The sequence below is a fragment of the Thalassotalea nanhaiensis genome (assembly GCF_031583575.1).
In the GTDB taxonomy this organism is placed as follows: Bacteria; Pseudomonadota; Gammaproteobacteria; order Enterobacterales; family Alteromonadaceae; genus Thalassotalea_A; species Thalassotalea_A nanhaiensis.
The window spans coordinates 601,765-615,984 of record NZ_CP134146.1 but is presented as its reverse complement, the minus strand read 5'-3'; the positions used below and the strand labels follow the sequence as shown (position 1 = coordinate 615,984).

Sequence of the window (14,220 nt, the reverse complement as noted above, 5' to 3'; positions counted from 1 at the left end):
CGCCTGACTATTTATTACACTGCTATAAATGGTCGCACCAATTTGGTGCATTGGAGATTGTATTGTACACCAACGCTAGTTTAAAAGAGATCAGAGCGACTTACGCTCAACATTTAGTTCCACAGCTTGTTACCGCTGTTGTCATAATCGATGACGATTTGAATATTCAATATTTGAACTCTTCTGCTGAAGCTCTGTTTTCAAAAAGCCTCAACCGTTTATACCAGCAAAGGTTTCTGAGTATTTTTACCCACTGCTCCATTTCTACTGAACGCTTAATACAAGTATTAAAGACAGGACAAGATTTTACTGATTCCGACGTCGTACTGGAGTTTATTGAAAACTACCACATTACTATCGAAGTTACCGCATCAGTAGCACTGTTTAATGACAAAGAGCATATCCTTTTAGAGTGCAAACAAATCGATAAACAAAAGCAAATCAGCGCAGAAGTTTTTCAAGAACAACAATGGGAAGCTGCTCGTGATTTGATCAGAGGATTAGCACACGAAATTAAAAACCCGCTAGGCGGTTTACGTGGCGCGGCACAATTACTCGACAAAGAGTTGAATCCAGATCAACAAGAATTTACCTCAATGATTATTGAACAAGCTGACCGATTAACAAATTTAGTCGATCGTCTATTAGGGCCTAATCAATTGCCAAGGCTTGAAATGCATAACATTCATGAAGTGTTAGAGAAGGTTCGCCAGTTAGTTAGCATGGATAATGTAAATCAAATTGAAATTTTGAGGGATTATGATCCGTCGATCCCTGATATCGAAATTGACACTGAAAAGTTGCAACAAAGTCTACTCAATATTATTAGAAATGCGACGCAAATACTTGATGAAAGCGGTGTAATAACCCTTAAAACTAGAATTGCGACCAACCAAACTATTAACGGTAAACAAGTGAAATTGGCAGTTAAAATATCAATTATCGATAACGGACCAGGCATTCCAGCCGAAATTCAAGACACTATTTTTTACCCTATGGTTTCTGGGCGCGATGATGGTACTGGTTTAGGGCTATCAATTGCGCAAACTCTAGTACATCAACATAAAGGGAAATTATCTTGTCATAGCTACCCTGGACGCACCGAATTTACCATTTTATTACCTTTACCGAAGAGAGTATAACCATGAACCCAGAACAAGTTTGGATTGTTGACGACGATAGCTCAATACGTTGGGTATTAGAGCGTGCGTTCAAGGGAGAAAACATCAGCTGTGCTTCTTTTAGTAATGCAGATGATTTATTAGCAGCAATTGAATACAGCCAACCTGACGTTATTATTTCAGATATCCGCATGCCGAAAATGGATGGCATGACGTTACTTAGCATCATCAACGATAAATTCCCTGACTTACCGGTTATCATAATGACCGCCCATTCCGATTTAGACAGTGCTGTAAACGCTTATCAAGGTGGTGCTTTTGAATATTTACCGAAGCCATTTGATATAGATGATGCACTTAATTTAACTAAACGCGCATTAATCCACGCACAAGAACAAAATGCGAAAAAGGCTACCGTAACCAAAACAGAAAACGGTGTTGGTATCATTGGTGAAGCGCCAGCAATGCAAGAAGTGTTTAGAGCGATTGGCCGTCTATCACGCTCTAGTATTAGCGTGTTAATTAATGGCGAATCTGGTACTGGTAAAGAATTAGTCGCCCATGCGTTGCATTTACATAGCCCTAGGAAGAAAAATTCATTTATTCCATTAAACATGGCGGCAATTCCTAAAGATTTAATCGAGTCAGAATTATTTGGTCATGAAAAAGGGGCGTTTACCGGTGCTAACTCTGTTCGTCAGGGGCGCTTTGAACAAGCTCATGGCGGTACGTTATTTTTAGACGAAATTGGTGATATGCCAATTGATGTGCAAACACGTTTATTACGAGTACTTGCTGACGGTCAGTTTTACCGTGTAGGTGGACATAACCCAATCAAAGTTGATGTTAGGATCATAGCTGCAACGCATCAAAACCTTGAAGATAGGGTTAATCAAGGCGAATTTCGCGAAGATTTATTTCACCGCTTGAATGTTATTCGTGTTCATATCCCTAGTTTAAAAGAACGTAAAGAAGATATTGAACAATTAGCTAAGCACTTTTTAAATTTAGCGGCGAATGAACTCGGCGTTGAGTGTAAAACTATTTCACGCGAAGCCATTAAATTTATGCAGCGCTGTGATTGGCCTGGCAATGTTCGTCAGTTAGAAAACACTTGTCGTTATTTAACCGTAATGGCAAGTGGACAAGAAATCTTAGTCGATGATTTACCAGAGGAGCTATCACAAAACCCTGTTGCTGCAATTTCAGCGCAAGTAAGTGGCGGGTGGCAAGAACAACTATCATCTTGGGTAGATGAAAAGTTAAATCAAGGCTCCACAGATATTTTATCCACTGCTATTCCTGAATTTGAAAAAATATGCCTGGATAGAGCGCTGAATTTTACCCATGGTCATAAACAGGAAGCAGCAAGAAAACTTGGCTGGGGACGTAATACCTTAACGAGAAAGTTGAAAGAACTGCAAGACTCATAATACCAAGTCCATGAACGAATAAAGGGAACTAAGCAGTTCCCTTTATTTTTTTATCTAGTTTAAATTACTACTATATCAGCAGAATTTACTCTAATTCAGTGCCACATTCGTGATCGCTACAGCTTCGACAATTGTTACATAACTTCAAATTTACTACGTGTGCAGCAATTAAAAGACAAGCACCAACGATGATCATAACCGGTTGCAAGCTTTCATCAACACTATGTTTATGCCAATAGATAAAGCCACCTAAAAACAGTAAGTAAAATGGATAAATTTTACGGTGATAGCGTTTAAAACCAGAGAAAAGAGCAATAGAACCAAGGATTAACGTCACGAATAAAAAAATATGCTCTGATTCATGATCGCCAAGGAATTCTAGGCCGAATAAAGATAATAGCGGCACTAACACAGGCAGCAAAATGCAATGTAATGCGCATATTGATGTCGCTGTAATACCAAGTCTATCGAGCATAAGTGAGTCTCTATTCCAAAAAGTTTCTAGGAAAGTGATAATATCACAATTAACAATGTTAAACAGAGTTTTTTTGTTACGCTCTGTTAACAGGAAAAGCGATAACTTCGTCGATGTTTTTAGCACCACAAGCAAGCATTAACAACCTATCTATACCTAAAGCAACCCCCGCACAATTTGGTAAAGAATATTGCAGTGCAGACAATAGGTTTTCGTCAACGGGTTTAGCCGCTAATTGATTCTCAACCCTAAGCTTATTATCAGCTTCAAAGCGTTGTCGCTGCTCGATTTCATCGGTAAGTTCGTGAAAACCATTGGCCAGTTCCATGCCTTTAAAATACAGTTCAAATCGCTCTGCAACACGACTGTCATCGTTACATATTTTAGCAAGAGCAGCTTGGCTTGCAGGAAAGTTATACACTAGGCATGGCACTATATTTCCAATGTTTGGTTCAACTAATTCTACGAAGAGGTATTGTAATAATGTATCTAAATTGTTTTCATTTATTACCCAATCTGCATTTAATTTGTGATCAATAACAGCTTGTTTCAAATCACCTAAACTACAAGTCAATGGATCCAAGCCAACATTGTTAATAAACACTTGCTGATAGGTTATTTGCTCTGCAGGTTTACAACCTAAAACGTGCTGTACTAATTCTGCTACTTCAGCCATTAAATCAAAATGATCGAAACCAATTCGATACCATTCAAGCATTGTAAATTCAGGATTATGATAACGACCTGATTCTTCGTTTCGAAAGGCTTTACAAATTTGATATATGCAGCCACTACCACTAGCAATAAGACGTTTCATCGCAAACTCAGGTGATGTTTGTAAATACAGCGTTGTTCCTGATTCAGGACTTGCGCCAGCATCATGAAACTGAGTGTCAAAACTAACCAAGTGTAAATCTGTTACGGTGGCATGTGAAAGTGCTTGAGTATCTACCTCTAACACATTTCGCTGGATAAAAAATTGACGGATCATAGCCAACATTTTAGCGCGTTTTTTTATGTTATCTATCGAAGCTGTTGGTTGCCAATTCATAATGTATCCGGGTTTATAAGATCCTGAAACAAGTTCAGGAAGTGGTTAACAATTCTGTTTGCGTTTCTCGTTTCTCGTTTCTCGTTTCTCGTTTCTAAAAGGTACCTTCCCTTCATAGCATCAATAGTCATTTTAAAAATAAAAAGGGAGCACAAGCTCCCTTAATTATTCAGTTATTTATTGATATTACTTACCAGCGCGTGATACATACTCACCTGTTCGTGTATCTACTTTCACTACTTCACCAATCTGAATAAATAGTGGTACACGTACAACAGCGCCAGTATTTAATGTTGCTGGTTTACCACCAGTACCTGCAGTATCGCCTTTAAGGCCAGGGTCTGTTTCAGTCACTTCTAACTCAACAAAGTTTGGCGGCGTTACAGTTATTGGGCTGCCATTCCAAAGTGTGATTACACATAAATCACCTTCTTTTAACCATTTAACGTTATCGCCAACTGCTTTCGCGTCTGCTGCAATTTGTTCAAATGTATCGTTATTCATGAAATGCCAAAACTCACCATCTTCGTAAAGATAAGCTAGGTCAGTTTCCATAACATCAGCACCTTCCACAGACTCGCCTGATTTATAAGTTTTTTCGATTACTTTACCAGAGATAAGTTTACGTATTTTTATACGGTTAAATGCTTGGCCTTTCCCCGGCTTTACTGTTTCATTATCAAGAATGTTGCATGGTTCGCCATCGATCATTAGTTTAAGACCGTTTTTGAATTCGTTGGTACTAAAGTTAGCCATAGAGTTCTCTTACTATATTTGCACTCACTAATAGATTAATATTCGTATATTAATATTCGCATTTAACGAAAAGTAAGCAGAGATTAATTAATGCTGCAAATAATACCGCAGATTGAAGACAATTTGCACTGTTCTTGGCAAAAAGAATTAGCAAATGTTGTTACCGACCCAAAAGAGCTGTTATCGCTATTAGAAATAGATGATAAAAAATACTGTCAACACTTTTCTGCCCGTACGCTTTTTCCTGTGCGTGTGCCCAAACCATTTATTAAAAAAATGGAGAAAGGAAACTTTAATGACCCGCTGTTACAACAGGTAATGCCCTGTTCCGCTGAACATAAACATGTTGACGGTTATGTTACCGACCCACTAGAAGAACATGACACTGTCGCGGAAGGTTTATTACATAAATACAAACATCGCGTATTAATGATTGTTAAATCAGGCTGTGCGGTTAATTGTCGATATTGTTTTCGTCGACACTTTCCTTACGAAGATAACAGCCCCAATAAACAACGCTGGCAACAAGCCTTGGATTATATAAAGAATCATGACGAAATTAATGAAGTAATTTTTAGTGGTGGCGATCCATTAATGGCTAAAGATGAGCATTTAGCTTGGTTAATTGAGCAATTAAATCAAATTAAGCATTTAACACGATTACGAATTCATACTCGACTACCGGTTGTGATCCCACAGCGAATCACACCTCAGCTAGTGGACATTTTAACCCAGGGTCGATTAAAACCGGTGATGGTATTTCATATAAATCATAGCAATGAAATAGATGATATATTTGATCGTGCTTTAGAGCCGCTGCGAGAAAAACGCATAACGTTGCTAAATCAAAGTGTGTTATTAAAAAACATTAATGATAATGCCGATACGCTTTGCCAACTCTCTGAGCAACTGTTCGCTGTTGGTATATTGCCTTACTACTTACACTTACTGGATCCCGTTAGCGGTGCAGCACATTTTGATGTTAAGCCCGATAAAGCAATTCAAATAGCAAAGCATATGATGGCTACGTTGCCTGGTTTTTTAATGCCTAAATTAGTACAAGAAATTGCTGGAGAGGCTAACAAGACAGCTATTAATTTGTCATAATAGAATCGCTACCATTAAAAATTTAAGAAAACTATATAAGAATACCTAACGATTATGATGCTTAAAATTGAACAACAACTGATTGATAACATTTCACAACTATTAAAACGCTCTATTATTGCCGATAGTGCTTTGGCGCAACTTAAAGAAGATAAGCAAGGGAATTTCAGCGCCATTTTTCCAAAAGGTTCGATTTTTAAATGTACAGCGATGACGTTTCAGCCGTATATTGAAGAAGTAGCTGATGAGTTAATGCAATGGCAGCAAAGTAAAGATCAACAGTTGCTGGTGACATTAGTAAAAAAAATAGAACAACTATTTAAAGTTATAGGCGAATTTGAAACGTTATATCAAAAATAAAATTTTCAGTAAGGGATCACATTGAGTTATTACATAAAAAGAATATTAACAACTGGTTTATTATTGCAATGCACTACCTTAGTAGCTCAAGAGCTTGACCCTCGTTCTTATATTGATTTACCCACCGGACAAAATTTTTTCGGTGCCTTATACGTTTATACTGAGGGTGATATATATACATCTCCTGACATACCAGTTGAAAATCTCACGTTAGAAATTGACGGACCAGCATTCGCTTATGCTCATACGTTTGAACTATTTGGCAACTCCAGCAAAATAGACATTGTTGGCGGGCAAGCTTGTTCATATGGTGAAGCAGTTTATTTAGGCGAAGATGTCTCGAGAAAATACTGCGGTATGACTGATACTCGAGTTCGACTTAACTACAATTTCTATGGCGCAAAAGCCAAAACCATGTCGGAGTTTGTTAAACATCCAAAAGGTGTTGTTGTTGGCGCCAGTTTACAAGTGAGCGCACCTACCGGTCAGTATGATGATCAATACATATTAAACATTGGTGCCAATAGATGGTTTTTTAAACCTGAAATTGGTGCATCCATGCCATTTGGAGCATGGGAATTAGATCTGTCAATTTCAGCTAAAATATTTACTGATAATAATGATTTGCAAGGAAATAAAACGTTTGAGCAAGATCCAATTTACAATGTCCAATCGCATTTAATTTATGATTTTGGCCCCGGCCATTGGATATCATTAAATGGTAATTACTTTTGGGGTGGAGACACATTTGTCGATGGTGAACAAACTGCAAATAAAGAAGCAAATTACCGAGCAGGAATAACCTATAGTAAAGCGATAAATAGCCAACATAGTTTTAAACTTCTTGCGAACAAAGGGATAACGACAAATCGCGGTAACGATTCAGTGGTTTATGCTATAGCTTGGGCCTACCGTTGGGATTAAAAAAAAGCCCGTTCAACGGGCTTCTTCTAATCACTTATAAATGCTTGGTTTACTTTTCTTTAGTTTCTGGAAATGCCTTATAAAACCAGTCATCGATCATATTCTTTTCATACTGAAATGCTTCAGAGCTCATTGAGCTTCGTACGCCAGTATTGAACGACATATCTTTAATGTCCGCTTTAGCAGTGCTAATTATCGATTTATCGCTATTGATTAGTTGATAATCAAATTTCATTTTAGGAAAATATAAATCTTCAACAATTCTGATGGTGTCATTATTAGGACCAACCATATAACGAACATCGCCAGCGAGATCTATGTTTGTCACTGAAATCTTTAATGTTTGCCCTTCAGGCAATTTGGCAGCTAATTCAGAGAAGTGCTTCCCTAATTCTTTAAATACTCGTTTTTGCATTTTACTACGAGATTCATTTCCAGGCCTAATATCAGTATATTTATCTGGATCTACCCAATCAATTTCAGCTTGTCCGGCAAAAGCAGGCACTGTAAACATTGAAAGTGACATTATAGCGGCAACTATTTTAATCATGTTATTCATAACTAATACCTTATCAATTTATAATTAATCAAATACATAGACCGACACTAATCCAGTAAAGTTTCAATTAAAGTGTAGCATTTTAGCGTCGATTTGTTGTTATTTGTTAACAAACTGGTGCAACATTGAATTTACCAATTGCTGTACCTTTAAGTGGCGCTCTTCATCTGAAATATCTTCAAGTATAAAGCCCTGTGCTGCTGCTCTCCATGCAAACTGCTTAGACTCGCCCTCTAGTGCGAACATCAGCATGGTGCCTTTATCTAAGTTTGGTAAATCAGGCAAACCTGGGTTTAAACCGAAGGTTTCAGACAACTGCTCGTCAGATAAGTCTTCTTCACGTTCAAGAATATAACCAATATAAAACGTGGGATTTTGCTCTGGTGTAACTTGTTTAAAACCTTTAACAGCTAAATATTTTTCAATTTCAGCAGTAACTATTGGAAAAGATGCACCTTTTTCATTTTCTTGTAATGGCGTAAAGGCATAGGTTGAGTTTTCATCAAGTGCAATATCGTGATCATGAATACTTGAAATGGCCAGTTGTGAACTAGCGTTTTCAACTTCAGTATTTACCTGTACACAGGCAGATAAAGATAAAGCGAGTAAAACCATTATTAACTTAGGCATTATTATTTTCTCCAATAATATTTTTTTTAATAATAACAATAACTTTACAATTTGAATAATAATAAACTGTTATTAAATGTAGCTTAGACCAATTGCCACTAAACATCATTTAAAAACCACCTTAAAGCGACCCCAACACAGCAAATTATCCACTAAACATTTCATTAACATTTAGTTGATCTAGATCAGCCAGCCTAAAATTCGAAAGCGTAGACTGACTTTAAATGGTAACAGCAGAAAAATATTCTTGCTGCAAACTAAGTTTAAGGTTTTACAACTACATGCTGATGAACAGACTAAATAGAATTAATTCAATCCAGCTTCTGGCTTGTATAACACTTTTATTTGCTTTTATATGTCCAGCTCATGCACTGTTTGTGAGCCCACCAAAAGATCCAATTCCATTAATCCATCAAATATTTCCACAAGCCACTGATATTGGTGAAAAATCAGGTGATGTGCCTTTCTGGACGATAAAAAACGATGATGAAATTATTGGATACGCATTTGAAACCAACGATATAAACAAAATACCGGCCTACTCTGGTGAGCCGGTAAATATGTTAGTGGCCATAGATCCGCAAGGCATCTATTTAGGCGCAAAGGTTTTGGAGCATCATGAGCCAATTATCTTGGCCGGTATACCCGAGTCCAAGCTTTATAAATTCGTCGATCAATATCCAGGACTTAAGGTAAGCGATAGATTAAAAGTAGGCGGCAATAAAACCGATAACATGATCCATATAGATGGGCTCTCAGGTGCGACAGTGACCGTAATGGTCATGAATGTTGCCATTACAAAATCGGCTACCAAAGTTGCTCGCTCGTTAGGCATTATTAGTGCAAGTGACGAAGTTATTATGCCGATGGCAACTATCTTACCTGATGTTTATCAAAAGTCTGATTGGCAAACATTAGTTGGTGATGGTTCGATTCGTAAACTGCACTTAAATAGAAAGACAGTTGACGAAGCCTTTGCTGGCACTGCAGCAGAACATGTGGATGAAGCGCAGCCAGAGCAAAAACAAGATACTTTTGCTGACATTTATTATGCTCAAGCAAATTTGCCAAACGTGGGCAGAAATTTGTTAGGCGATGCTGAGTATAACTGGCTAATACGCACCCTAAAACCAAACGAACATGCGATTGCAATTATGGGTAATGGTTATTCATTTAAAGGCTCAGGCTATGTTCGAGGCGGAATTTTTGATCGAATTCAAGTGCTGCAAAATGAAGATGCAGTAGCCTTTCGCGACCTAGATCACAACCGTATAACCGATATTTACTTAGACGGTGCGCCAACATTTAAAGAAATGTCATTGTTTATTATTCGGGAGCATCATGAATTTAACCCAGGTACAAATTGGCAACTCGAATTATTAGTGCGCAGACAATTAGGTGCTGTTGATAGTTTATTTACCAGCTTCAAAGGCGACTACGATGCCCTAGATAGTTATGTATATAGACCGCCGGTTGTTTTGCCTGAGCCAGAACTCACGCTTACCCAACAAGTTTGGCAAGAAAAAAATGTTGAAGTAATTATTTTAGGAATATTGCTTTTAACTCTTCTTGCAACATTATTCTTCCAGGATATTTTAGTAAGGCACCCTACCTTTTTACACAATTTCCGTCATGGCTTTTTAGTGATTACCGTTGTATTTATCGGTTGGGTTTGGGGTGGCCAATTATCAGTTGTTAATGTGTTTACTTTCTTACAAGCATTTATGTCCGATTTTTCCTGGGACTTATTCTTACTCGACCCGGTTATTTTCATTCTTTGGGGCGCAGCAGCAGCAACTGTTTTGCTTTGGGGACGAGCGGTATATTGCGGCTGGTTATGCCCTTTCGGAGCATTACAAGAGTTAATTAATGTACTTGCTAGGCACGTTAAAATTCCACAAGTTGAGCTTCCTTGGGCCGTTCATGAGCGTTTATGGGCAATTAAATACCTGATCTTACTTGGCCTATTTGGCTTATCACTAGACTCACTGGCGTTGGCTGAGCAATTTGCCGAAATTGAACCTTTTAAAACCACATTTTTATTAAAGTTTGATCGCGAATGGCCGTTCATTATTTATGCATTACTGTTGCTACTTATCAATGTATTTTCGCGCAAGTTTTTCTGTCGCTATTTATGTCCACTCGGCGCCGCATTATCTACCGGAAACAGTATTAGGTTATTTGACTGGTTAAAACGTCGACCTGAGTGTGGACAGCCTTGTAAAACTTGTGCAAAAGAATGTGAAATTCAAGCAATCCACCCTGATGGCACGATAAATATGCGTGAATGTCATTACTGTTTAGATTGCCAAATCACCTATTTTAATGATGAAAAATGCCCGCCATTGAAAAAAATAGCGCGCAAGAAACAAAAATATAAAGAACAACAAATTCAAACCGTTGAAGTTACTTAAGTAACTCAATGTAAAAGCAACAAAAAAACTTAAACAACTAACAGTAATTAATTTTTGGAATTACAAATTAACAGCAAGATGGAGAATTAGAATGAGTAACGAAGATAAACGCTCTAATGAATTGGAGCTGGAAAACAAAGAAAGACGAAAATTTTTCGGTAAAACCGCCCTATTAGGCGCTGGTGCAATCGCTGCCCCAATGACAGCAACAATGTTTGCTTCAATGGCAAAAGCCAATGCGGCAGAAGCAGGAAACAGCGCCTTTGTTCACCCAGGTGACTTAGATGAATATTATGGTTTCTGGAGTGGCGGCCACTCTGGTGAAGTTCGTATTATGGGCTTACCATCAATGCGTGAATTAATGCGTATTCCAGTATTTAATACTGACAGTGCTACAGGTTGGGGTTTAACCGACGAAAGTAAACGCATAAAAGGCGACAGCGCACATTTACATGCCGGTGATTCACATCATCCGCACATGAGTATGACCGATGGTCGCTACAACGGTAAGTACGTTTTCATTAACGATAAAGCAAACTCTCGTGTTGCTCGTATCCGTTGTGATGTGATGAAAACTGATAAGATGATCACCATACCGAACGTACAAGCAATTCACGGTTTACGCGTGCAAAAAGTGCCACATACAAAATATGTAATTTGTAATGGTGAGTTCGAAATTCCAATGAACAACGACGGTAAATCTTCAATGGAAGATGTGAGTACCTATCGTTCATTGTTCAATGTAATTGATGCTGAAAAAATGGAAGTTACTTTCCAAGTTATGGTTGATGGTAATTTAGATAATACCGATGCTGATTATGATGGTAAGTACTTCGCCTCTACTTGTTACAACTCAGAAATGGGTATGAACTTAGGGGAAATGATTTCTGCTGAACGTGACCATGTTGTGGTATTTAACCTTGCGCGTTGTGAAGCAGCACTTAAAGCCGGTAAGTTCAAAACTTACAATGGTAATAATGTACCTGTTTTAGATGGTCGTAAAGGCTCTGACTTAACCCGTTACATCCCAGTACCTAAATCACCACATGGTATGAATACATCACCAAATGGTAAGTACTTTGTTGCAAACGGTAAGTTATCACCAACAGTTTCTATTATCGCAATTGATAAACTTGATGCTCTATTTAGCGATAAAATTAAACCGCGTGATACCATTGTTGCAGAGCCTGAATTAGGTTTAGGTCCATTGCATACAGCATTTGATAACAAAGGTAATGCTTATACAACATTGTTCCTTGATAGCCAAATTGCTAAGTGGAATGTAGAAGATGCGATTAAAGCTCACAATGGTGAAAAAGTTAATTACATCCGTCAAAAACTAGATGTTCATTACCAACCTGGCCATAACCATACTTCACAAGGTGAAACTCGTGACGCCGATGGTAAATGGCTAATATCTTTATGTAAGTTCTCTAAAGATAGATTCTTGCCTGTAGGTCCATTACGCCCTGAAAATGATCAATTAATTGATATTTCAGGTGATGAAATGAAACTTGTACATGACGGCCCAACGTACGCAGAACCGCATGACTGTATGATAGTTCATCGCAGTAGAATGAAACCTAATAAGCTTTGGACACGTGATGATCCTATCTTTGCTCCTACAGTAGCTATGGCGAAAAAAGATGGTGTAACGTTAGAAACAGATAACAAAGTTATCCGCGATGGCAATAAAGTTCGTGTATACATGACATCTGTTGCACCTACATTTGGTATGAGTGAGTTTAAAGTGAAACTTGGTGATGAAGTAACTGTGGTTGTTACTAACCTTGACCAAGTAGAAGATGTTACACATGGTTTCTGTATGACTAACCATGGTGTACAAATGGAAGTTGGTCCACAAGCAACATCATCTATCACCTTTACGGCTAATAAACCTGGCGTACAGTGGTATTACTGTAACTGGTTCTGTCATGCGCTACACATGGAAATGCGTGGCCGTATGTTCGTAGAAGCTTAGTAATACCAATTTGGGTATGAACCGTGGCGTAATACCGATTGGTGTTACGCCTTACCCTTAACTTTTTAATATTAAGTTAATCGCAATGATCAGAAATTTTCTACTTTATTTACTTCTAATAATGGTTGTTCATAACACAGCCATGGCAAAACAGTGGCAAGTTTCACCGCAAGATGATTTACAACAAATACTAAATAATAGCGTTAATGGCGACATAGTCACCTTGAATAACGGTACTTATTACGGCAATTTTGCTATTGATAACGAAATTACCTTGCAAGGTAAAGCTGGGGCAATAATTGATGCTCAAGGCAAAGGTAATGCTCTGCATTTACACAATTCAAATATTACAATAAAAGATTTGGAGATAATAAATTGGGGCGCTGATTTAACCGAACAGAACGCGGCAATTTACTCTGACACCAAAGCAAGCAATATCCTAATTAAAAATAACCAATTACAAGGCAGCGGCTTTGGTATTTGGCTACAAAAAGCAGAACACATTGAAGTACTAAATAACACCATTGTTGGTGATAACACTTTACGTTCAGCCGATAGGGGCAATGGCATTCAGTTATCTATGGTTAAGCATGTATTAGTACGTGGTAACAATGTATCTAATACCAGAGATGGCCTGTATATAATTTCTAGCCAAGAAAATGTACTGCAAAATAACACTATGCATGACTTGCGCTATGGCATTCATTATATGTATTCACACAGTAATAAAGTACTGAATAACCTCGCATATAACACCCGGGCCGGTTACGCATTAATGAGCTCAAAACATTTAGTCGTGTCGGGCAACACCAGTAAAAACAGTGAAGACTACGGTTTTCTGATGAATTTTATTACCTCTTCAACCATTACTGACAATGTTATTAAAAATGTTTGGACTAAACCTGAAAACAAAGTACTAGGACGGGATGGTAAAGGGTTGTTTGTCTATAACTCAGCCTATAACACCATTAGCAATAATTTAATTGATACCAGTGAGATTGGCATCCATTTAACTGCTGGATCTGAAAACACCAAAGTATTTGGCAACAGTTTTATCAATAATCCAACGCAAGTGAAGTATGTTTCTAATAAAAAACAAGAATGGAGCAAGGACGGCAAAGGTAACTATTGGAGTAATTATCTCGGTTGGGATATGAACAATGACAACGTTGGTGATGTAATTTTTGAGCCAAACGATGGCATTGATAAATTGGTTTGGCAGTATCCTGAAATGAAAATGTTAATGGACAGTCCGGCAATTGTGATTTTACGGTGGGTTCAAAGACAATTTCCTATATTAAAACCACCTGGTGTAAAAGACAGCTACCCTTTGATGCAGTCTCCTCACCAAGCAAATACTACATCTGTAGCAGCTAATACTGAGCTGCAAGATACTAAACATTAAAGGT

13 protein-coding genes are annotated in these 14,220 nt (G+C 37.9%); 8 read left to right on the top strand and 5 right to left on the bottom strand.

Features of this window, described 5'->3' with window-relative positions:
• Nucleotides 1-62 precede the first annotated feature (62 nt).
• Together glnL and glnG are read left to right on the top strand one after the other, a co-directional pair.
• The gene (gene glnL, locus RI845_RS02930) at nt 63-1,142 is read left to right on the top strand and encodes a nitrogen regulation protein NR(II) (protein ID WP_348388262.1); all 1,080 of its coding nucleotides are present in this window, start codon (nt 63-65) and stop codon (nt 1,140-1,142) included.
• Between the two features lie 2 nt (nt 1,143-1,144).
• Nucleotides 1,145-2,554 (top strand): nitrogen regulation protein NR(I), encoded by a 1,410-nt coding sequence (gene glnG, locus RI845_RS02925; RefSeq protein ID WP_348388261.1) that lies wholly within the window; start codon nt 1,145-1,147, stop codon nt 2,552-2,554.
• Nucleotides 2,555-2,639: 85 nt separating this feature from the next.
• Here the strand turns inward: glnG and RI845_RS02920 are convergent, their stop codons facing one another.
• The 3 genes from RI845_RS02920 to efp all read right to left on the bottom strand — a co-directional run bounded on the left by RI845_RS02920 (nt 2,640) and on the right by efp (nt 4,836).
• Entirely contained in the window at nt 2,640-3,029 is a 390-nt protein-coding gene (locus tag RI845_RS02920) for a MerC domain-containing protein (protein ID WP_348388260.1), read from the bottom strand.
• A gap of 76 nt (nt 3,030-3,105) precedes the next feature.
• On the bottom strand, nt 3,106-4,080 hold the full coding sequence (epmA, locus tag RI845_RS02915; RefSeq protein WP_348388259.1) for an elongation factor P--(R)-beta-lysine ligase: 975 nt from the start codon (nt 4,078-4,080) through the stop codon (nt 3,106-3,108).
• 186 nt (nt 4,081-4,266) lie between these two features.
• Nucleotides 4,267-4,836, bottom strand: coding sequence for an elongation factor P (gene efp, locus RI845_RS02910; protein WP_348388258.1), 570 nt, complete (start codon nt 4,834-4,836; stop codon nt 4,267-4,269).
• A 90-nt stretch (nt 4,837-4,926) separates the two neighbouring features.
• Here efp and epmB point away from each other — a divergent pair, with 90 nt between their 5' ends.
• From epmB to RI845_RS02895, 3 genes are read left to right on the top strand one after another with little or no spacing between them, the layout of a single operon-like run.
• The gene (gene epmB, locus RI845_RS02905) at nt 4,927-5,943 is read left to right on the top strand and encodes an EF-P beta-lysylation protein EpmB (RefSeq protein ID WP_348388257.1); all 1,017 of its coding nucleotides are present in this window, start codon (nt 4,927-4,929) and stop codon (nt 5,941-5,943) included.
• A 54-nt stretch (nt 5,944-5,997) separates the two neighbouring features.
• A complete protein-coding gene (locus RI845_RS02900) occupies nt 5,998-6,303 on the top strand; it encodes a hypothetical protein (RefSeq protein WP_348388256.1) in 306 nt (101 codons plus the stop codon).
• Nucleotides 6,304-6,324: 21 nt separating this feature from the next.
• Nucleotides 6,325-7,227: a transporter gene (locus RI845_RS02895; RefSeq protein ID WP_348388255.1), complete on the top strand. Its 903-nt coding sequence runs from the start codon at nt 6,325-6,327 to the stop codon at nt 7,225-7,227.
• A 49-nt stretch (nt 7,228-7,276) separates the two neighbouring features.
• Here RI845_RS02895 and RI845_RS02890 read toward each other — a convergent pair whose 3' ends face one another.
• A complete protein-coding gene (locus RI845_RS02890; protein ID WP_348388254.1) occupies nt 7,277-7,786 on the bottom strand; it encodes a DUF3016 domain-containing protein in 510 nt (169 codons plus the stop codon).
• Nucleotides 7,787-7,885: 99 nt separating this feature from the next.
• On the bottom strand, nt 7,886-8,416 hold the full coding sequence (locus tag RI845_RS02885) for a DUF4136 domain-containing protein (RefSeq protein ID WP_348388253.1): 531 nt from the start codon (nt 8,414-8,416) through the stop codon (nt 7,886-7,888).
• A gap of 281 nt (nt 8,417-8,697) precedes the next feature.
• Between RI845_RS02885 and nosR the strand changes: the two genes are divergently transcribed.
• From nosR to RI845_RS02870, 3 genes are all read left to right on the top strand, one after another.
• Nucleotides 8,698-10,830, top strand: a complete 2,133-nt coding sequence (nosR, locus tag RI845_RS02880; RefSeq protein WP_348388252.1) for a transcriptional regulator NosR — start codon at nt 8,698-8,700, stop codon at nt 10,828-10,830.
• A 91-nt stretch (nt 10,831-10,921) separates the two neighbouring features.
• The gene (nosZ, locus tag RI845_RS02875) at nt 10,922-12,811 is read left to right on the top strand and encodes a TAT-dependent nitrous-oxide reductase (protein WP_348388251.1); all 1,890 of its coding nucleotides are present in this window, start codon (nt 10,922-10,924) and stop codon (nt 12,809-12,811) included.
• 85 nt (nt 12,812-12,896) lie between these two features.
• Nucleotides 12,897-14,216 carry a nitrous oxide reductase family maturation protein NosD gene (locus RI845_RS02870; protein ID WP_348388250.1) on the top strand — a complete coding sequence of 440 codons (1,320 nt, stop codon included), beginning with the start codon at nt 12,897-12,899 and terminating at the stop codon, nt 14,214-14,216.
• Nucleotides 14,217-14,220: the final 4 nt, after the last annotated feature.

Excerpts from the sequence above, each read along its gene's own strand:
- glnG (WP_348388261.1), top strand. The coding sequence starts at position 1,145 with ATGAACCCAGAACAAGTTTGGATTGTTGACGACGATAGCTCAATACGT.
- RI845_RS02920 (WP_348388260.1), bottom strand. The coding sequence starts at position 3,029 with ATGCTCGATAGACTTGGTATTACAGCGACATCAATATGCGCATTACAT.
- epmA (WP_348388259.1), bottom strand. The coding sequence starts at position 4,080 with ATGAATTGGCAACCAACAGCTTCGATAGATAACATAAAAAAACGCGCT.
- efp (WP_348388258.1), bottom strand. The coding sequence starts at position 4,836 with ATGGCTAACTTTAGTACCAACGAATTCAAAAACGGTCTTAAACTAATG.
- epmB (WP_348388257.1), top strand. The coding sequence starts at position 4,927 with ATGCTGCAAATAATACCGCAGATTGAAGACAATTTGCACTGTTCTTGG.
- RI845_RS02900 (WP_348388256.1), top strand. The coding sequence starts at position 5,998 with ATGATGCTTAAAATTGAACAACAACTGATTGATAACATTTCACAACTA.
- RI845_RS02890 (WP_348388254.1), bottom strand. The coding sequence starts at position 7,786 with ATGAATAACATGATTAAAATAGTTGCCGCTATAATGTCACTTTCAATG.
- RI845_RS02885 (WP_348388253.1), bottom strand. The coding sequence starts at position 8,416 with ATGCCTAAGTTAATAATGGTTTTACTCGCTTTATCTTTATCTGCCTGT.
- nosR (WP_348388252.1), top strand. The coding sequence starts at position 8,698 with ATGCTGATGAACAGACTAAATAGAATTAATTCAATCCAGCTTCTGGCT.
- nosZ (WP_348388251.1), top strand. The coding sequence starts at position 10,922 with ATGAGTAACGAAGATAAACGCTCTAATGAATTGGAGCTGGAAAACAAA.
- RI845_RS02870 (WP_348388250.1), top strand. The coding sequence starts at position 12,897 with ATGATCAGAAATTTTCTACTTTATTTACTTCTAATAATGGTTGTTCAT.